At 60.9% G+C, this 18,256-nt stretch carries 17 protein-coding genes; 8 read left to right on the forward strand and 9 right to left on the reverse strand.

All coding sequences use genetic code 11. The features are described 5' to 3' along the window. Positions 1-76: 76 nt before the first annotated feature. The 3 genes from J1D76_RS25335 to J1D76_RS25345 are packed head-to-tail and all read right to left on the reverse strand — an operon-like array spanning position 77 to position 3,524. Positions 77-832: a class II aldolase/adducin family protein gene (locus J1D76_RS25335; RefSeq protein ID WP_421141111.1), complete on the reverse strand. Its 756-nt coding sequence runs from the start codon at positions 830-832 to the stop codon at positions 77-79. Next, positions 829-1,779 (reverse strand): CobW family GTP-binding protein, encoded by a 951-nt coding sequence (locus J1D76_RS25340; protein ID WP_421141113.1) that lies wholly within the window; start codon positions 1,777-1,779, stop codon positions 829-831. Before J1D76_RS25340 ends, J1D76_RS25335 begins: the two co-directional genes overlap by 4 nt. Then, entirely contained in the window at positions 1,776-3,524 is a 1,749-nt protein-coding gene (locus tag J1D76_RS25345; protein WP_421141114.1) for an amidohydrolase, read from the reverse strand. Before J1D76_RS25345 ends, J1D76_RS25340 begins: the two co-directional genes overlap by 4 nt. 274 nt (positions 3,525-3,798) lie before the next feature. Between J1D76_RS25345 and J1D76_RS25350 the strand changes: the two genes are divergently transcribed. The 8 genes from J1D76_RS25350 (at position 3,799) to J1D76_RS25385 (ending at position 12,325) form a co-directional block, all read left to right on the forward strand. After that, positions 3,799-4,704: a LysR substrate-binding domain-containing protein gene (locus J1D76_RS25350; protein WP_421141116.1), complete on the forward strand. Its 906-nt coding sequence runs from the start codon at positions 3,799-3,801 to the stop codon at positions 4,702-4,704. 265 nt (positions 4,705-4,969) lie between these two features. Then, positions 4,970-6,061: an ABC transporter ATP-binding protein gene (locus J1D76_RS25355; RefSeq protein ID WP_421141117.1), complete on the forward strand. Its 1,092-nt coding sequence runs from the start codon at positions 4,970-4,972 to the stop codon at positions 6,059-6,061. Positions 6,062-6,152: 91 nt separating this feature from the next. Continuing rightward, positions 6,153-7,265, forward strand: a complete 1,113-nt coding sequence (locus J1D76_RS25360) for an ABC transporter substrate-binding protein (protein WP_421141118.1) — start codon at positions 6,153-6,155, stop codon at positions 7,263-7,265. 10 nt (positions 7,266-7,275) lie between these two features. Beyond that, entirely contained in the window at positions 7,276-8,148 is an 873-nt protein-coding gene (locus J1D76_RS25365; RefSeq protein WP_421141119.1) for an ABC transporter permease, read from the forward strand. 7 nt (positions 8,149-8,155) lie between these two features. Further along, positions 8,156-8,983 (forward strand): ABC transporter permease, encoded by an 828-nt coding sequence (locus tag J1D76_RS25370; protein ID WP_421141120.1) that lies wholly within the window; start codon positions 8,156-8,158, stop codon positions 8,981-8,983. A 118-nt stretch (positions 8,984-9,101) separates the two neighbouring features. Then, positions 9,102-9,599: a hypothetical protein gene (locus J1D76_RS25375; RefSeq protein WP_421141121.1), complete on the forward strand. Its 498-nt coding sequence runs from the start codon at positions 9,102-9,104 to the stop codon at positions 9,597-9,599. A 225-nt stretch (positions 9,600-9,824) separates the two neighbouring features. Beyond that, positions 9,825-10,529: a hypothetical protein gene (locus J1D76_RS25380; RefSeq protein ID WP_421141122.1), complete on the forward strand. Its 705-nt coding sequence runs from the start codon at positions 9,825-9,827 to the stop codon at positions 10,527-10,529. 365 nt (positions 10,530-10,894) lie between these two features. Further along, positions 10,895-12,325 (forward strand): PLP-dependent aminotransferase family protein, encoded by a 1,431-nt coding sequence (locus J1D76_RS25385; RefSeq protein WP_421141123.1) that lies wholly within the window; start codon positions 10,895-10,897, stop codon positions 12,323-12,325. A 160-nt stretch (positions 12,326-12,485) separates the two neighbouring features. Here J1D76_RS25385 and J1D76_RS25390 read toward each other — a convergent pair whose 3' ends face one another. From J1D76_RS25390 to yfcF, 6 genes are all read right to left on the reverse strand, one after another. Next, a complete protein-coding gene (locus J1D76_RS25390; RefSeq protein WP_421141124.1) occupies positions 12,486-13,286 on the reverse strand; it encodes an N-acyl homoserine lactonase family protein in 801 nt (266 codons plus the stop codon). Positions 13,287-13,300: 14 nt separating this feature from the next. Further along, the gene (locus J1D76_RS25395) at positions 13,301-14,260 is read right to left on the reverse strand and encodes a diiron oxygenase (protein WP_421141125.1); all 960 of its coding nucleotides are present in this window, start codon (positions 14,258-14,260) and stop codon (positions 13,301-13,303) included. 67 nt (positions 14,261-14,327) lie between these two features. Continuing rightward, positions 14,328-15,086 carry a TauD/TfdA family dioxygenase gene (locus J1D76_RS25400; RefSeq protein ID WP_421141126.1) on the reverse strand — a complete coding sequence of 253 codons (759 nt, stop codon included), beginning with the start codon at positions 15,084-15,086 and terminating at the stop codon, positions 14,328-14,330. 18 nt (positions 15,087-15,104) lie between these two features. After that, positions 15,105-15,980 carry a branched-chain amino acid aminotransferase gene (locus J1D76_RS25405; RefSeq protein ID WP_421141127.1) on the reverse strand — a complete coding sequence of 292 codons (876 nt, stop codon included), beginning with the start codon at positions 15,978-15,980 and terminating at the stop codon, positions 15,105-15,107. Positions 15,981-16,003: 23 nt separating this feature from the next. Further along, complete coding sequence (locus tag J1D76_RS25410; RefSeq protein WP_421141128.1) at positions 16,004-17,344, reverse strand: KamA family radical SAM protein; 1,341 nt, start codon at positions 17,342-17,344, stop codon at positions 16,004-16,006. A gap of 32 nt (positions 17,345-17,376) precedes the next feature. Then, the gene (yfcF, locus tag J1D76_RS25415) at positions 17,377-18,021 is read right to left on the reverse strand and encodes a glutathione transferase (protein ID WP_421141129.1); all 645 of its coding nucleotides are present in this window, start codon (positions 18,019-18,021) and stop codon (positions 17,377-17,379) included. Positions 18,022-18,256 lie beyond the last annotated feature (235 nt).

The raw sequence follows: 18,256 nt of genomic DNA on the forward strand, positions 1-18,256 counted from the left end.
TTTTGTGTACACCCACATACCCTGTAGGAGCTGGCTTGCCAGCGATGGGGCCACATCAAACAACCCAAGGCTCAGATCAGTCGCGATACCCCGGAGCAATACGCTCCAACATCCTCAACAACGCCGCCCAGGCCAGCTCCATCGCATCCGGATCATTGAGCTCACCCTCTTCCAGCACCCGTCCCGGATCATTGAACTGGCGCTCGGTGTGCGCGCACACCTGCGCCGATGGCAATACCAACTCACCAGCCGCCATGGCCGCCAACTGAATGTCGCAGGCTTTTTCCAGGTAATACATGCGCATGAACGCCTGGCCTACGGTTTCGCCGACGGTCAGCAAACCATGGTTGCGCAGCATCAACACCGGCTTGTCGCCGATATCCTGCACCAGGCGCTCTTGCTCGCCCAGGTCCAGCGCTACGCCTTCGTAGTCGTGGTAAGCGACGCGGCCATAGAACTCCATCGAGATCTGGTTCACCGGCAACAATCCACACTTCAGCGCCGCGACAGCACAGCCGGATTTGGTGTGGGTGTGCAACACGCATTGCGCATCCTCACGGGCGCCATGGATGGCGCTGTGGATCACGAAACCGGCCGGGTTGACCGGGTACGGTGACGGTTCGACGGCTTGGCCATTGAGGTCGATCTTCACCAGATTGGATGCGGTGATCTCATCGAACATCAGCCCGTACGGGTTGATCAAAAAATGATGTTCCGGCCCCGGAATCCGCACCGATATGTGGGTGAAGATCAGATCGGTCATGCGAAAGTGCGCGATCAAGCGGTAGCAGGCCGCCAGCTCTTCCCGCAAACGTTGTTCGGTCGATGTCATACGCCGATGACCTCCTTCACGGTGCAATCTTCCAGCCCCTGGCCCAACGCCGGCCAGCCCTCGAAGCCGCGGCGGGCGATGAACACCAGGCGCGTGGCGCTGGCCTGGGCCTCATCGATCGCCGGCGAAAACTGACTGCGGGTGCCGACATGTTGCAGCCAGTGCGGCGTGCTGCCGGGTGTCAACAGGATCAGCCCTTTGACCCGGAATACATCGCTGGGCAACGCCCGCAACCAGCCACGCAGGCACTCGACATCCAGCGCCGCGTTGCTCTGCCAGAGCCAACTGCTGAACATCTCGCCATGGTCGCCATCGGCCACCCGCGTCAACGGTTTCAGGGCCCGAGGTTCAAGGTCCAGGTCGGTGTCCAGCCACAGCGCATCGGGCAACTCGGCCTGCACGCTTTCATGCACCCGAGTCCTCGCGCCCAGTGCTTCGCGCAGGGTCTGCAATTGTGATTCGTCGACCAGATCGGTCTTGTTCAACAACAGCAAGTCGGCGGCGGCGACTTGTGCCCGGGCCAGCCGTGCGTACTCACCGTCGAGTTGCAGATGACGGGTGGCGTCGACCACGGTAATCACCATGTCCAGCTGCATCTGGCTGCGCAGCTGTGGATAAGCCAACGTCTGCACGATGCGCTGCGGATCGGACACGCCACTGCACTCGATGACGATGCGTTCCAATCTTGGTTCAAGCTGCGCCAGGCTGGCGAGTTGCGCCAGCAGGTCTTCCTGCACGGTGCAGCAGATGCAACCGTTTTGCAGGCTGTACACCGCGTCGGTGACCTCCGAGACGATGGCCGCATCGATGTTCAGCTCGCCGAAATCGTTGACGATCACCGCCAGCCGACTGCCTTCGGCACGGCGCACCATGCGGTTGAGGAGCGTAGTTTTACCGGCGCCGAGAAATCCCGAGACCACAGTCACGGCAATGCGTGGGGAAGTCATTCTGCCTTGCCCTCCAGCACCGGTGGTTCGCCCTGCCACACGGCCTTGAGGCCAAGGGATTGCAGGGTCGAATGGCGGTCGTAGACCAGTTGCCCTTCAACGAAGGTCAGCAGCACCTGGGTCTTGTGGATGTAATTGCGCGCAGGCTGAGCGAACAGGTCGCGGTCGATCACGATCAGGTCGGCCGCCTTGCCCACTTGCAGGCTGCCGGTGCTGTGCTCCAGGCCCATGGCCACGGCGCCGTTGCTGGTGATCACGGTCAGCGCCTGTTCGAGGCTGATCGGGTCGCCGAAGCAGGACGGGTCGTCGTTCCACGGGTTCTGCCGGGTGATCATGGTTTCCAGCCCCAGCCACGGGTCGATGGACGCCACCGGCCAGTCAGTACCCATCACCGCGGTACCGCCGGCGGCGAGTACGCCTTTGAAATCGTAGATGCGCTTGAGGCGTTCCTGGCCATAGCCGGAGCGCGCACCGCTGGCGAACGGCGTCGGGTACCACGCGGCCGGGGAAAACTCGGCGATCACATTCAGTTCCTTGAAGCGCGGCAGGTTGCCGGGGTGCAGCAAGGTGCTGTGGGCGCACTGGTGGCGCACGCCGCTAAAACCGTTGCGACGACGAGCCTCGGCCACCGCGTCGAGGAACACGTCGGAAGCACCGTCGCCGGTGCAGTGGGCGATCACGCGGATGCCCTTGCGGTCCATGTCCACCACCATGTCGGTGATGTGTTCCGGGGTCAGGTTGAGCTTGCCGCGCCAGCTCTTTTCCTCTGGCCACGGGGTCAGCAGGTAGGAAGATTTTGGTTCGACGGTACCGTCGAAGTGGAACTTCACCGCGTTGGCGCTCAGACGTGCGCTGCGGTAGTAGTGACGCTCGCCGGCCAGCAGTTCCCAGCGACGACGCACCGGGAAGATGTCGTCCTGCCAACTGATCGCCGCTTCGATGCGCACGGTCAGTTCGCCGCTGTCGTCGAGTTCTTTCAGCGCTTGCAGACGCTGTTCGCAGACGTGCACGTACTTGCTCGCCGTGACGCCACGCGAGCTCTGGAAGTGCACGCCATCGCGGTAGGCGCGGCGCAGCACGCTGACCGGGGTGGGCGGCATGGCGGCGTGGATCATCGCGTAGGCGCCGTCGATCATCAGGCCGGTGGGTTCGCCCGTCAGTTCGTCGCGCTCGAAATAACCGTTGCGCGGGTCGCACGTGTTGCCGTCGATGCCCGCAAGCTCCAGCGCCTTGGAGTTGACCATCATGGTGCCCCACATACGGTCGAGCAGCGCCACCGGACGGTCCGGCATGACGCTGTCGAGCCACTCGCGGCCCGGGGTCAGACCCGCTTCGCGGAAGGTATAGCGCACCCAGTATTGACCGTAGATCCAACCGTCACCGGGATGGCTGTCGGCGTAGGCGAGGATGCTTTCGCGCAGTTGCGCAGGCGTCGGGTCTTCGATGCCGACGTCGAGATCATCGGCGTAGCGCGGCGCCAGGGCGAGGTCGGGGTGCGTGTGCATGTCGTGCAGGCCCGGCATGCAGAAGGCGCCTTGCAGGTCATGCACGCGGGTGTTCGGGCCCTTGAACATTTCGATCTGGCCGAGGCTGGCGACCCCGATCAACTTGCCATCGCGGATGGCCACGGCCTCGGCCCACGGGTTGGCCGGGTCCTGGGTATAGATGCGACCGTTGGCGAGGATCAGGTCGGCGTAGGTCCCCTGCGCGGAATGGGTAGAGGAAAAGTTATCGGACTCAGCCATGTAGCCACCTTCGAGTTCAGGAGATTGAAAGGTCCACCGGGCGCGGGGCGGGCCGGGGACCTGAAAAACTGTTGTTGTTCTAGTCAACAGGCCATGTAGCAGGCAGCATTTTTTGATGCCGGGCCTGATTACCCCAGTGACAATTAGCGCTAGTATTGTTGAACCAACCGATACAACAATCGATTTTTTTTGGCCTGACTGTTCGATTTAGCTCACCATATTGATAAGGCAAGCACCGGACTTGTGGCCCTTCAACCTCTCAGCGGGATGGTTTATGCGATTTCCTTCAATGACAGCCCTACGCGCCCTTGACGCAGTCGCCCGCCTGGGCAGCGTGTCGGTCGCGGCCCGTGAACTGAACCTGACGCGCAGCGCCATCAGCCACCAGATCAGCAAGCTTGAGGAGTGCGTCGGATTTGCCTTGACCGAGCGCATCGGCCGCGGCATCGGCCTGACCTATCAAGGCGAACGCTACGCGCGCGAGGTGCACGGGATTTTGTTGAACCTGCTCGATGCCGGGCAGTTGATCGACGACCAGGAGATTTCCGGGCGGCTGTGCGTCAGCTGTGCGCCGGGGTTTGCCACCTATTGGTTGTGTCACCACATCGGCGCGTTTTCGCGCCAGTACCCGCAAGTGCAGCTCCAGTTGGTTTCCCCGCGCACACCGGACGACACCCACAACCCCAACGTCGATCTGTTCATCGCCTACGGGATTGGCGACTGGCCGGAAATGAACGTGGAAGAGGTTGTCGCCTTGCGCTTCTTTCCGGTGTGCAGCCCACGGCTGATCAACGCCCTGAGCGGGCTGAAAAACCCGCAGGAACTCAGCGCCTATCCGTTGCTGCACATGACCGATTACTCGGACTGGCGCATCTGGCTGACAGCTGCCGGGGCTTCGGGTGTCAACGCACTCAGTGGCATCCTGTTCTCCGATGCGCATTGCGCGCAGTCGGCGTGCATTGCCGGCCAGGGCATCGCCATCGGCGACAACCTGATCAGCGGCGACGCCCTGTCCAAGGGTTTGCTGGTGCGACCGTTCGACATCACCATCGATCTGCACAGGGGTTATTACCTGGCGGTCGACCCGCAGAAGGCCGAGCGCGCCGTGGTCCAGGCTTTCAGCAACTGGGTCAAGACCCAGCTGCAATCGTCCCGCCAGACCTGGCAGGACGCCCTCTAACAACACATCGCCCTGTAGGAGCGAGCCTGCTCGCGAAAAACCAGAGAGCACCGTTGTGTATCAGGTTTTCGCATCATCGTTATCGACCTTCGCGAGCAAGCTTGCTCCTACAACGCCCGCGTTGATTGGGTAATAAAACTAACCAATACGCGCAAAATAATTCCATTGATGTAGCGATATTTTTAACAATAATAAGCCCAAAGCCCATGTCGGATTTGCATCCGTCCTCGTACGTCATATGGGCAATAAAAAGAGGAACCTCATTGTGTCCAGCCGTTCAGCGACTCAGCTCAGCGCCCAAGGTATCAGCCAGTATTACGGCCGTTTCGCGGCGCTGGACAACGTCAACCTTGACGTTCGCAAAGGCGAATTTCTCACCCTGCTGGGTCCTTCCGGCTCGGGCAAGACCACCTTGCTGATGATCCTGGCCGGCTTCCTCAGCCCGACCTCGGGCAAGCTGATGGAGCAAGGCGTCGACATCATCAAGCGCTCCGCCGAGAAGCGGAACTACGGCATGGTGTTCCAGGGTTATGCCTTGTTCCCGCACATGACCGTGGCCGATAACGTGGCCTACCCGCTGCGCATCCGCAAAGTCCCGGTCGAGGAGCGCAACCGCCGGGTCAAGCACATCCTGGAAGTGGTCGGCCTCGGTGCGCACATGCACAAGAAGCCTTCCGAGATGTCCGGCGGCCAGCAACAGCGAGTGGCGATTGCCCGGGCGCTGGTGTTCGAACCGGAACTGCTGCTGCTCGACGAACCGCTGTCGGCACTCGACAAGAACCTGCGCGAGCAGCTGCAAACCGAGTTGCAACGCATCCACCGTCAGGTCGGCACCAGTTTCGTGTTCGTCACCCACGACCAGAACGAAGCGCTGGCGCTGTCATCGCGCATCGCGATCTTCAACCACGGCAAACTGACCCAGGTCGATACCCCGGAAAACATCTACAACCGCCCCGAGAGCCGCTTCGTCGCCGAGTTCCTCGGCAAGATGAACCTGTTCCCGCTGGACAACCTGACCCGCAATGGCCCGACCGCCAGCGGCCGCTGCGGCACCAGCGTCTTGCACGCCCAGGCCCCGAACGCGCTGAGCGCCGCACCGATCGTGCTGGCTGTGCGCCCGGAACACATGGAACTGCACAGCGAATGCCCCAACCGCGAGGGCTACAACATGATGCCCGCGCAACTCACCGACAAGGTCTACCAGGGTTCCAGCACCCACCTGGCGCTCAAGGTTGGCGGTGACACCCAGCCGATCAACCTGTCCGTGCCCGGCAATCACCCGGGCGCGTCGATGCCCAACGGTGCGCCGGTGTGGCTGAGCTGGCCGGTGCAGCAAAGCTTCCTGCTGCAGGCCTGACTTTCAGAAAAAATTGCGTCACAAAGCTCTCTTCCAATGACAACAAAAAGGCCGGTGCCCACGCAGGCACCCGTCGACTGAGGACTTGCCCATGCGCCAGGATCACCAACAAGACTGCATCGAAGTGCTTATCGAAAAGGCCCGCGACGGTCAGATCAACCGTCGCACCTTTATCCAGGCGATGGGCCTGCTGGCCGCCGTGCCACTGGCGCTGCGCAGCGGCATCAGTTGGTCGGCCGACAAGCCGCTGGTGGTGGTCAACTGGGGTGGCGATGCCCTGAACGCCTTCCGCGCCGCATGGACCGACACCTTCACCAAGAACACCGGCATCCAGGTGCGCATCGACGGCGCCGGCCCGACCGAGGGCGCGATCCGCTCGCAACTGGCCAGCGGTCAACCGAGCTGGGACGTGGTCGACGTCGAGAGCTACAGCGCCATCGTGCTGGGCCGGGAAAAAATCCTGCAACCGCTGGACTACACCACCATCAAGCGCGATCAGGTGGCCCCGGCGCTGTCCTCCGATTTCGGCATCGCCAGCTATCAGTTCAGCTACGTCATGGCCTGGGACAGCGAAAAGTTTGGCGAAAACGGCCCCAAGACCTGGGCCGATTTCTGGGACGTGAAGAAATTCCCCGGCAAACGCACCCTGTACAAGTGGATGAACGGCATGCTCGAAGCAGCATTGCTGGCCGACGGTGTTCCAGCCGATCAGCTGTACCCGCTGGACGTGCCACGGGCGATGAAGAAGATCGACGAGATCAAGCCGCACGTGTTGTCGTTCTGGAGTTCGGGTGCCGAGAGCCAGCAATTGATGGTCGATGGCGAAGTGTCGGTCGGCGCGATCTGGCACACGCGCGCCAAGCTGCTCAGCGAAGACACTGACAACCGCGTGCGCTGGAGCTTCGACAACGGCTTCATCAACTCCAGCAGCTGGGCGGTGCTCAACGGCAACCCGGGCGGCACACAACCGGCGATGCAGTTCATCCAGCAAGCGTTGCAACCCGAAGGCCAGCTCAAGCTGTTCGAACTGCTGGGCAATGGCCCGTCCAACAGCGCTACCGAAAAGCTGATGTCGGCCAAGCAACTGGAAGCCAACTGCGGCTCCGAAGCGAACCTGAAAAAGCAGATCGCCCTCAACGCGCAGTGGTACGCCGACAACTATTCCAAAGCCCTGGAAGAGTACCTGACGCGGTTGTCCAAGTGAGCCTGTGACCATGACTACGACCCTGACCTCAACCCTGACCAGACCCAAGCCCCGCTTCAGTTCGCCGGGCCTGGAGCGCGGCTTGCTGCTGTTTCCGCTGCCGGTGTTGCTGCTGGTCTTCTACGTGCTGCCGTTCCTCGGCGTGGTCGGCTGGAGCTTCTCGCTGCCGACGCCTGGCATCGAGCAATACCAGCGCATCGCCACGGACCCGGCGATCCACGAAATGCTCTGGCGCACCCTGCGCCTGTGCATGACCGTCAGTTGCCTGGCCTTGGTGATCGGTTACCTGCTGGCCTACTGCTGGGTCTTCAGCCCGCCGTTCTGGCAGCGCGTGGTAGAGATCTGCATCTTCATCCCGTTCTGGATTTCGGTGCTGGTGCGCGCCTTCGGCTGGCTGATCGCGCTGCGCAGCAACGGCGTGCTCAACAATGGCCTGATGGGCATGGGGTTGATCGACCAGCCGCTGCAACTGAGCCGCAACGAGATAGGCGTGGTCATCGGCATGCTCCACGTGATGATCCCGTACGCCGTGTTCCCGCTGCTGTCGACCATGCGTCAACTGGATCAACGCGTGCTCATGGCATCGCGAGGCCTGGGGGCCGGTGCCCTGCGCACGTTCTGGCAAGTGTTGCTGCCGCAGACCCTGCCGGGCATCCTCGGCGCGTTCATCATGGTCTTCGTGTTCTGCCTGGGCTTCTTCATCACCCCGGTACTGTTGGGCGGCGGGCAAACGGTGATGATCGCCGAATACGTGTTCCTGCAAATGTTCCAGACCAGCAACTGGGGCCTGGGTGCGGCACTGAGCGTGGTGTTGCTGGCCCTGGTCAGCGCGCTGATCTGGGTGCTGCTGAAAATGACCCGCGTGAACCGACTGGTAGGCTGAGAAAACTATGAATACCCATCGCACAAGCCCGAGTACCCGGCTGCTGGCCGTGGTCGCCATGGCCTTCATGCTGTTCCCGCTGTTGACGGTCATCCCGGTGTCGTTCACCAGCAAACGCTTCCTGTCGATGCCCGAAGGCAACTGGTCGCTGCGCCACTACGAAGCGCTGGTGAGCAACCCGGACTGGTTTCACGCGATCAGCCAGAGCCTGAGCATCGCGTTTGCCACCAGCATCATCGCCACGTTGCTGGCGGCGAGCTTCAGCCTCGGCATCTGGTACATGCGCTCCAAATGGGCCACGGCGCTGATCGGCCTGGTGCTGTTGCCGATGGCGATCCCGCCGGTGATTTCCGCGCTGGTGCTGTACTTCATGGAAACCAAGCTCGGCCGCTTCGCCCCGGGCATGGGCTACGACACCCTGACCGGCGTGGTGATTGCCCACGTGATCATGGTGGTCCCGTACGGCGTGGTGACCATGCTGGTTGCCTTGAGCAACATCGACCGACGCATCGAACTGGCCTCGCGCAACCTCGGCGCCAGCCTGATGCAGACCACCTTCATGGTGATCCTGCCCAACCTGAAACTGGGCCTGGCCTCCACCGCGCTGCTGGCTTTTGCCTTGTCCTGGGAAGAAGTGGCGGTCACGCTATTCATCACCAGCGTCAACGTCGACACCCTGCCCAAGCGTATCTGGAGCGGCTTGCGCGATAACGTCGACCCGAGCGTCGCGGCGATTTCGGTGTTGCTGATCAGCCTGACGTTGTTGGTGTTGATTGGCCGGTTGGTGGTTCAGCACCTGGCGGACAAACGCGCACAAAAACTACTGCACCCGTGAGCCTTCTGGCGCACCACTGAAATAGCCCCGCGGCTCTTACGAGCGCGGGGCTTTTTTGCATTCGCGAGCACTGCGGTTAATATCCGGCCACCCGATTTACGGCAAGGGATCCTGCCTGATGCTCAATACACTGCTCAACACCCCGTTGTGGGTCTACGCCATCTTCCTGCTGTTGTGCTACCTGGGCATCAGGGCGCTGATGCCGTCCCGCGAAAGCCGGCTCTCGATGTTGATTACCCCGCCGATCCTGCTGGGCTGGTCGTTGTACTCGCTGAACCTGACGTTTCCCGTGCTGGTGATTGGTTACTGGACAGTCACGGTGGTCGTGTCCGGCGTGATCGCGCTGGTGATTTTTTCGCGCAAGGGCGTGCAGCTCGACGACAGCGCCACCGGGCTGTCACTGCCCGGCACGGCCAAGACCCTGGCACTCTACCTGGTGTTTTTTGCCGTCAATTATTACTTTGGTTATCAAGCCGAGTTGTATCCACAAAAGTCCGCGACCTTGCCCATGGTGCTGCTCAAGGCTGTGGCGTCAGGCGCTGCCTGCGGTTTGATCTGTGGACGGTCGATCAAGTTTTACCTGATCTACCGAACCCTGAAAAATACCCCTGTGTAGGAGCGAGCCTGCTCGCGAAGGTCTCACATGCGCAGCGTTTCATCGGGATGTACGCGTTATCGTTAACGTCCATCGCGAGCAGGCTCGCTCCTACAAAGGAGCAAAAAAATGACCAGCCGCCTGTTGAGCCGTGACAACGCCGCCCCGGTCCAATAGATTAGACGGCCTGAAAAAGCCCCCGCGCTTTCTCGCCTCAATTCCAGTTACAGAAGTAGTGAAATTTCAATGTCCGATTCCAACACCGCTGAATCCCTAGTCACCTTGTCGTCCAAAGCGGAATACGAAAACTCCATCAATCTTTCACAACACGTTCCCCAGGCCAAGACCATCAGCGAGATGGTGCTGGACGCTTTCCAGTCCACCCGCGAAAGCGACCAGATCCGCGAATTGCGCGCGGCGATCCGTCAGGCCCACGACAGCTTCGACGATGACAAGGCCTACGAACTGATGGGCCAGCTCAAGCAGCTCAAGGACGCCGAGGCTGCCGACATCGCCGCCCTCGAAGACCTGAGCAGCAAATTCCCGATCAGCCGTATCCTGTCCAGCTTCAAGGACGACCCGGCGTTCCAGGAAATCGTCTACGGCCTGGCCCTGAAGGTGCTGAACCAGACCCACCAGGCCGTCAGCAACCCGAGCGGCGGCAAGAGCAAAGCCGCCAAGGCCAGGAAAGAAGTCGAAGTGTTCACCATCAGCAAGGACGGCATCAGCGTCACCCTGCCGTTGCGCACTCCTCGGTCGCGCCTGAATGTCGACCGTGAAGCCCTGGAATTCCTCGGTTTCACCTTCGTTGGCGAAGGCGAAGAAGCAGAGCTGCAAAGCGAGACGTTCCTGGACAACAGCGGCGCCGAGCAAGCGGTCAACCGCAAGAACATCATCACCGCCCTGCAACAGCAGACGGCGTTTGATGGGTACAGCATTGCTGCGCAGTAACCCCCGGCTGTTGTGAACAGCAAGCTGTTCTGTGGCGAGGGGGCTTGCCCCCGTTGGGTGGCGCAGCCACCCTAATCAAGTCACTTGAGCTCTTTCAGAAAAACCACGGTCGCTGATTTTACGACGGCTTCGCCGCCGAACGGGGGCAAGCCCCCTCGCCACAGATGACTCACAGCCCCTCCCAAGAGCCCCGCCATCCGAGCGGGGCTTTTTATTGCCCGTGATTCGGGCAAAACCGCGATTACTCTTCCAGTATCGACGCAGAACACCCCTTCCCTTCACCCATGAGCACCACGGGTCCGCCTGCGGGGAGCGTCAACTCACTTTCCAGCCCAGACCTCAGTGGTGCAAGTGCCGAGGTCATCATGAACACGACCCCCTTGTATCGCCAACTCGCCAACCATTACCTGGACGCGATCCGCAGCGGCACCCTGAAAACCGGTGAACGCTTTCCCTCGATCCGCTTGATGATGGAAAAACACGCCGTCAGCCTGTCGACCGCCGTGCAGGTGTGCCGCGAACTGGAAGACTGCGGCGTGCTGGAGGCCCGGCCGCGTTCCGGCAACTACATCCGCCAGCCCGACAGTTTGCCCAAGCCCCAAGCGATTGCCTTGGTGCCCGCGTTGGATAGCAGCGTGTACATCGGCATTCATCAACAGGTGTCTGCGGTACTCAAGGCCAGCCAGCGTGCGACGGTCAAGGTCAACTTGGCCAGCGCCTACTGCGCGCCCGAGTTGTATCCGCTAAAGACCTTGCAAGACAGCATGATCAAGGCGCTGCGCAACGACGCCCGTCTGCTCGGTGCCGCGGGCACGACCGCCGGCAACAGCACATTGCGCAACTTGCTGGCCCGGCGGGCACTGGCCAGCAAGACTCATCTGGCCCCCGAGCGGATCGTGATCACCAACGGTGCCACCGAAGCGATCAACCTGGCCTTGCGCGCGGTCACCCGCCCCGGCGACACCGTGGCCGTGGAGTCGCCGACCTTCTACGGCCTGCTGCAAATTCTCGAGAGCCTGAACCTGCGGGTGCTGGAAGTCCCGGCCTCGGCGCACACCGGGATCAACCTGCCGGCCTTGCAATTGCTGCTGCAAGGGAGTGAGCAGATCAAGGCGTTGATCGTGATTCCCAACCTGCAAAACCCGCTGGGCAGCATCATGCCCGAGGCCAACAAGGCGCGATTGGTGAAACTCTGCGCCGAGCACAACACCGTGCTGATCGAAGACGACACCTACGGTGACCTGATGGACACCGAGCAACCGCTGTCCACGCTCAAACACTGGGACTGCACCGACAACGTGATCTATTGCGCCTCGCTGAACAAAACCCTGGCCCCGGGCATGCGCCTGGGCTGGATCAGCGCCGGCCAATGGCACGACCGCGTGGAAATGCTCAAGCACACGCAATCACGCGGGTGCGAGGCGTTATCGCAAATGGCCGCCAGCGAGTTCATGCGCACAGCGTCCTACGAACGTTACCTGCGGCGCTTGAGGAAAACCCTGACCGTGCAACGCGAACAGATGAGCACGGCGATCAGTCGTTATTTCCCCCTCGGCACCAGCGTCACCCACCCGCAAGGCGGCACACTGCTCTGGGTGGAATTGCCCCGACGGCATTCATCGATGGCGTTTTTTCACGAAGCGCTGAAGGTCGGCATCCAGATTTCCCCTGGGGATATCTTTTCCAACACCCAGCGTTTCGATCACTTTGTGCGCATGGGTTGTGGCGCGCCATTTTCGCCACGGATCGATGAGGCGCTACAGACCTTGGGGCGCATCCTCAAGAGCCAGCACTGAAACCCTTGTAGGCGCTGGCGTGCCAGCGAAAGCTTCCTCGCAGCCAATATCAATGCTGGATGTGCCGCCGTCTTCGCTGGCAAGCCGGCTCCCACAGTTGATCGGTGCCCACCGCAAGCTTTGTAGGAGCTGGCTTGCCAGCGAAGGCGGCAGCGGGGTTTCAGACCGGGTGCAGGTGCAGGCAAATGATGTGCGGGTCGTCATTCCAGTGCGGGAAAAGCTTGGCGATCAGCGGGTCATGGCCAGGGATGACATGGTCCTGGCTGTCGGCCAGGCGGTCAATTTCGCTGAAGGCTTCGAGGGTCTGCGCCAGGTCATCGAGGATCGGAAACGGGCTGCGCTCACGAATGTTCACCCATAGGTGCGCCGCATCCGAGGCCAGCACCACCCAGCCACGCTCGGTATTGACCCGCACCACCTGGCTACCCGGCGTATGTCCGCCCACCGGGTGCAGCGTCACGCCGGCGGCCACCTCGGCGACGCCGTTGTGCAGGCGCATCCGCCCTTCGAACAGCGGCGGCAACGCCGACATCACGTCCTCGACCTCGTAGGTTTTGTTCACCGTGCGATGGGCCATTTTCGGCCCGGTGCAGAATCGCAACTCCGCCTCCTGCAAATACACGGTCGCCTTCGGAAACAGCCCGAGGTTACCGGCATGATCCCAATGCAAATGGGTCAGGATCAGGTGCTCGACCTGCGCCGGATCGATGTCCAGTTGCCGCAGGGATTCCTCCGGCAAGCGGTACATCTGCCGATTGCGACGCTCTGCCGTGGCCGGTTGAAAACAGGTGTCGACTACGATCAACTGCTGCGCGTTGCGGATGACCCAGAAGTAGTAGTCCAGCGGCATCGGCGCATTCGGATCACCGCAACAGGCGTCGTAGAGAAAGTTTTCTTTGGCGGTGCGTTGGGCGTTTGCACCGACACGGATAGCGAACACTTCGTACACGGGAATCGACATACGCACCTCCGGGCTCAGGCAGCCGCCGTGGATTTGAGGGTCGCACGGAAATCAAAATCGATCTGGTCACTGATGCCCAGGTCCTGCGCCAGCTTATGCAGCCCGCTGTAGTCGCGCATGATGGTCGCGTTCCTGTTGCTCTCGCGCGTGTCGGCGATAATCAGCACCGCGTCCTCGACCCCGAGTTGCGTCAGAATCGCCTCCCACATCGAGTAGTCCTGGGCGATAAAAGCACTCAGCGCCACCGACAGATTGCGTGCGAAAAATTCCCGTTGCACAGGCTGCATGTTGGCGTACATGACCTTGGCCACTTCGGCCAGCACTTTGCTGTGGGCATATTCGTCGCGGTTGTGCATCTCGGCCACGCGGCGGTTTTGCGGCTGGATGGTCTGGTCGTCTGCCAGCAAATCCAGATAGGCGTTGACGCTGATTTCGGCCACCACCGCAAAGGTGATCGCCGCCAGATCGCGCTGCCATTGCTCGGGCAATGCTTCGCAATGGGCCTTGAGACGCAGGTAAGTGACGGAAGGTGGCAAGTCCAGGTCTTGATCCAGCGCCCGCTCCAGTTTAGTCCGCTCGATAGCCCGCAGGTGCATCAGCGTGTGGTAATGCTCGTCGATCAGGGTCTGTTGCATGGCCTCGCGAAAATGCCAGTCATCCTTGCCCAGGTACTGATGGGCGATGACGCTCAGCGCCGGGTTGACCACATGTTCCTCGGCGGTGATGGTGCGCAGGTTGTAGCCGATCCAGCCCCAGGTCACCACGTTGCTTTTGAGCTCATCACTCAAGGCCTGGAACTTCGGATGCTGGAAGAACGGCACCATGCACTCGGGGTAATCCGGGCGCGCCGGGTCGAACACTTCGTTGACCTGGGCCTTTTGCGGGGTACAAACGGAGGCACGCTTGGTCCAGCCCTGATTGAGCCGCACGATCAGTTGGTGATCGACCTGGGCGATCTCGATTGCTGTTTGCATGACGCGATACCTGTAGGACGCGTACCCGCCATGGGGTACGCCAAAAGAATGAGAAGCGACGGAAAAATCAGGCCAGCCAATAGCGGGTCAGGTGGCGCGCCGGGTCAGTGTAACGACTGCGGGCGTGGATCATTCGCCAGTTGTCCCAAATCAGCAGGCATCCGTCGGGAATCAGCACCGCAACGTTGTGCTCGACGAAATACGCTTCCCCCAATGCGGCAAACCTGGCCAGCGGCGATGTGCTGTTGGCGACCCGAGATTGCTGCAGGGCTTCTTTGGACGGGTTCACATCGCCATAGTGAAACTGGTTGTAGCTGAAGCGGAAAATATCCCCGTCCTCTGTAGGCGTCAGGATGTATTCCCTGACCCGCCGCTGTCCCGGTTCGCCGGGCTTGGCGGTGGCGACAAATTCTACCGGCGTATCCTCCAGCCACTCATGCAGTTCTGGTTCATCGCGTTCCAGGCACTTGAGAAATTGGTAGCCATCCACCAACCCGGTGTGCCCGCCCCCGCACGTGGCCTGCGTGTGGCAGTGCAATGCCAGGTAGCGCGGTGGCGGCCCGTACACCGGCGCTTCGGTGTGTGGGCCGATGCCGTTCATGCTCTGTGAATACGGCAAGTCTTCGTAACCCGGCTTGCGGGTAATCGCAAAGGCCATCTGGCCATTGAACTGTGGAATGACCGGACCGAATGCCTGCAAGGTGCCTACAACATCATCGGCAAATTCCTCCGGCGTCAGCACCGTCCAGCCCAGGGTGGACAGTTCTTCATGACGATGGCCCAGTGAGACAAACGCGTGAGACGCAACGATTCCTTGATCTGACATGGCGAGATTCCTGACAGGTTATCCGGCGTTGACGGTTGAGGTGTACGCGGCAATGAAGTCGCGGCAGGCGTCGCCGGGTTGGTAGTGGTGTGCGTCGATGCTCTGCACCGGGGTAATTTCGGCGGCGGTGCCGGTGAGAAAACATTCCTCGAAGTCGCCAAGCTCTGTAGGCAACATCGTGCGTTCGACGACTTGGTAATCCAGGGTTCTGGCCAGCTCGATCACCGTTTGCCGCGTGATGCCGTTGAGGAAGCAATCCGGCAGCGGTGTGTGCAGCGTCCGGCCTTTGACAAAGAACACATTAGCACTGGTGGCTTCGGCGACATGGCCGCGCCAGTCGAGCATTAGCGCATCGTGGTAACCGGTGTTCTCGGCATCGTGCTTGCTCAGCGTGGCGATCTGATAATGCCCGGAGGCCTTGGCTTCGAAGGGGCTGCTGCTCGGCGGCGGACGGCGCCAGGTCGCGGTTTTCAAACGAATGCCGGCCATGCGCGCCGCCGGGTCGAAATAGCTCGGCCACTGCCAGCACGCAATGGCTACGTGCACACGGTTGAAACGCGCCGAGGTTGAAATCATCTCGCTGCCGCGCCACGCCACCGGACGCAGGTAACCGTCGACCACCTGGTTGCGTTGCAACAGTTCCAGGCTGGCCGATTCCAGCTCTGCCAGTTCATAAGGGATGACGAAATCCATCAACTGCGCCGAGCGATACAAGCGCTCGCTGTGTTCGCGCAATTTGAAGACCCTGCCGTTATAGACTCGCTCGCCTTCATACACGGTGCTCGCGTAATGCAGGCCATGGGTCAATACATGCAACTGCGCCTGGGACCACTCGACGAACTCGCCGTCGAGCCAGATGACCCCTTCGCGCTGATCAAACGCAATACCGCTCATATTCTTGACTCCTCGCCATTGCCCTACGCCGTTTCCAGCAGGACCGGTATCAATTCCGGCACTGCTGCGGGCTCGTTCTGAAAGAAAAATCCACGCTCGCCGAAGGCCGGTTGCAGGTCGTCGAACCAGGTCACCTGTGGGTCGAAGCGCGCGTAGAACGTGCGCAACACCCATTGCGGATTGCGCGCCTGCAAAAACTGCAAGACGAAGACCTTTTCCCCGGCGACGGTCTCGATGCCGTTGATCAACACCTTGCCGTAGAAGGTGCTCATGGACGGCCCGCGCACCGTGCGCGCCAACCCCGACACCGTGCGGTACGCCGCCTGGAAGATCTCGAAGGCCCGCGCCAGCGGCATCGCGAAGTAATGGCTGGGACCGGTGTCACGCTCGACAAACATGTAATACGGCACGGCTCCAAGCCGTACACCTTCTGTCCACAGCGCGGCCCAATCGGCGGGGTTTTCGTTGATATGACGGATCACCGGCGCCTGCATGCGCAGCGTTGCGCCCGTCGAACGGATGCACTCGACGGCTTGGCGGGCGATGGCCTGGCGGATCTCCACCGGGTGGTTGTAATGGCCCATGATCGACAGGTTCTTGCCCGCCGCGACGATGCGCCGGAACAGTTCCAGCAACTCGGGTGCATCCTTGTCGCAGACAAAACGCTGCGGCCAGTACGCCACGGACTTGGTGCCGATACGGATGCTCTTGAGGTGCGGCAATGCCAGCAGCGGCTCGATGTAACCGGCCAGCGAACGGGTGTTCATGATCATCGGATCGCCACCGGTAATCAGCACATCGGTCACTTCGCTGTGCACCCGCAGGTAGCTGACCAGTTCCTGGGACTCGCGGGCGTTGAACTTGAGTTCTTCCTCGCCGATGAACTGCGCCCAACGGAAACAGAAGGTGCAGTACGCATGACAAGTCTGCCCGGCACCGGGAAAAAACAGCACGGTCTCGCGGTACTTGTGCTGGATGCCCGGCAGGACTTTGCCGTTGAGGGTGGCGACGTTGTGGGTCAGTTGTCCGGCCGGATGCGGGTTCATGCGCAGCCAGATCGCCTCGATCCGGCGCTTGATCGCGACGCTGTCATCTTGCGCGATCAGTTGCTTGAGCGAGGCATATTCCTCGGGCAGCAGCATGTCCTTGTGCGGGAAGGTCATGCGGAAAATCGGGTCGTCCGGGATGTTGTCCCAGTCGATCAGCGTGCCCAACACATAATCGTTGGTGCGAAACGGCATGACCCGGGCCACCACGGTCATGGCCTCCTGCAATGCCGGGGTCAGCTTGTGCCAGTACGGCGTATCGCGGATGGTGCGAGCGTTATAGGGTTTGTAGCGTTCGTGCTCCGACAGTCCTTGCATGGCCGCGCTCCTGGTGATTGCCCTGAGTGTTGTTACGCGATGGCCGGCGCTTGGCGCTCGATGTCCATCCATGCCCGGACACTGTCGCGATCCCACTGGCGACGCACGTACGCGGCAAGCCTGGCAGGCACCGGGTCACCATTGGCCAGCAAGCGATTGAGCATGATTGCCAGGTCGGTGTCGGCAATGCTCCAGTCACCGAACAGGTGTTCGGCGCCCTCCTCCAGCAAATGCTCGGCGACGAAGTACAGGCGCCCGACCGCGGCCTGGGCCTCATCGGACAGCACGGTGTGTTTTTTGCCGAAGTACACCAGGTCGAATGGCCGCTCCTTGCGCACCACCAGCAAGTCACTGCGCAACCAGGCTTGCAGTTGCCGGGCGCGAGCGCGTTGCTGGAGGTTCTGGGGATAGAGTTTGTTATGGCCCGGGGTGAGTTCATCGAGGTATTCGGCGATCGCCGACGACTCCGACAGGGCAAAACCTTCATGAACCAGCGTCGGAATCTTGCAGGTCAACGAAAGATCGCGATAAGTCGCCAGATAGTTTTCCCGCCACTTTAAATCGACCGTAACAAGTTCAAATGAAAGTTGCTTTTCCTTGAGCGCAACAAATGCCGACATTGCAAAAGCGCTGACATAATCCGCGCCGAGATACAGCTTTAGCTTCCTGTTATCCATAGAACACTCCATTCACTGACTTGCCGGGATTAGCGTGCATTTGAAGTGATCGTAGTTAGTTGAATGAGGGCTGGATAGATACAGAATTTGTCCGTTTCAATCGATACAGAAAGTTTGTTTGCGTGGGCATCCATGCAGGCCTGGCGCTGGAGTGGCAGGCTCGATAGATGGGTTCAACGGACACGAAAAAACCGCAGGAGCCGGCTTGCCGGCGAAGGCGATCTCAAGAATGCCT

It is taken from the genome of Pseudomonas sp. NFX15 (genome assembly GCF_049132105.1).
Classification (GTDB): Bacteria; Pseudomonadota; Gammaproteobacteria; order Pseudomonadales; family Pseudomonadaceae; genus Aquipseudomonas.

Coding starts and splice junctions, on each gene's coding strand:
- J1D76_RS25335 (WP_421141111.1), bottom strand. CDS start 832: ATGACATCGACCGAACAACGTTTGCGGGAAGAGCTGGCGGCCTGCTAC.
- J1D76_RS25340 (WP_421141113.1), bottom strand. CDS start 1,779: ATGACTTCCCCACGCATTGCCGTGACTGTGGTCTCGGGATTTCTCGGC.
- J1D76_RS25345 (WP_421141114.1), bottom strand. CDS start 3,524: ATGGCTGAGTCCGATAACTTTTCCTCTACCCATTCCGCGCAGGGGACC.
- J1D76_RS25350 (WP_421141116.1), top strand. CDS start 3,799: ATGCGATTTCCTTCAATGACAGCCCTACGCGCCCTTGACGCAGTCGCC.
- J1D76_RS25360 (WP_421141118.1), top strand. CDS start 6,153: ATGCGCCAGGATCACCAACAAGACTGCATCGAAGTGCTTATCGAAAAG.
- J1D76_RS25365 (WP_421141119.1), top strand. CDS start 7,276: ATGACTACGACCCTGACCTCAACCCTGACCAGACCCAAGCCCCGCTTC.
- J1D76_RS25370 (WP_421141120.1), top strand. CDS start 8,156: ATGAATACCCATCGCACAAGCCCGAGTACCCGGCTGCTGGCCGTGGTC.
- J1D76_RS25375 (WP_421141121.1), top strand. CDS start 9,102: ATGCTCAATACACTGCTCAACACCCCGTTGTGGGTCTACGCCATCTTC.
- J1D76_RS25380 (WP_421141122.1), top strand. CDS start 9,825: ATGTCCGATTCCAACACCGCTGAATCCCTAGTCACCTTGTCGTCCAAA.
- J1D76_RS25385 (WP_421141123.1), top strand. CDS start 10,895: ATGAACACGACCCCCTTGTATCGCCAACTCGCCAACCATTACCTGGAC.
- J1D76_RS25390 (WP_421141124.1), bottom strand. CDS start 13,286: ATGTCGATTCCCGTGTACGAAGTGTTCGCTATCCGTGTCGGTGCAAAC.
- J1D76_RS25395 (WP_421141125.1), bottom strand. CDS start 14,260: ATGCAAACAGCAATCGAGATCGCCCAGGTCGATCACCAACTGATCGTG.
- J1D76_RS25400 (WP_421141126.1), bottom strand. CDS start 15,086: ATGTCAGATCAAGGAATCGTTGCGTCTCACGCGTTTGTCTCACTGGGC.
- J1D76_RS25405 (WP_421141127.1), bottom strand. CDS start 15,980: ATGAGCGGTATTGCGTTTGATCAGCGCGAAGGGGTCATCTGGCTCGAC.
- J1D76_RS25410 (WP_421141128.1), bottom strand. CDS start 17,344: ATGCAAGGACTGTCGGAGCACGAACGCTACAAACCCTATAACGCTCGC.
- yfcF (WP_421141129.1), bottom strand. CDS start 18,021: ATGGATAACAGGAAGCTAAAGCTGTATCTCGGCGCGGATTATGTCAGC.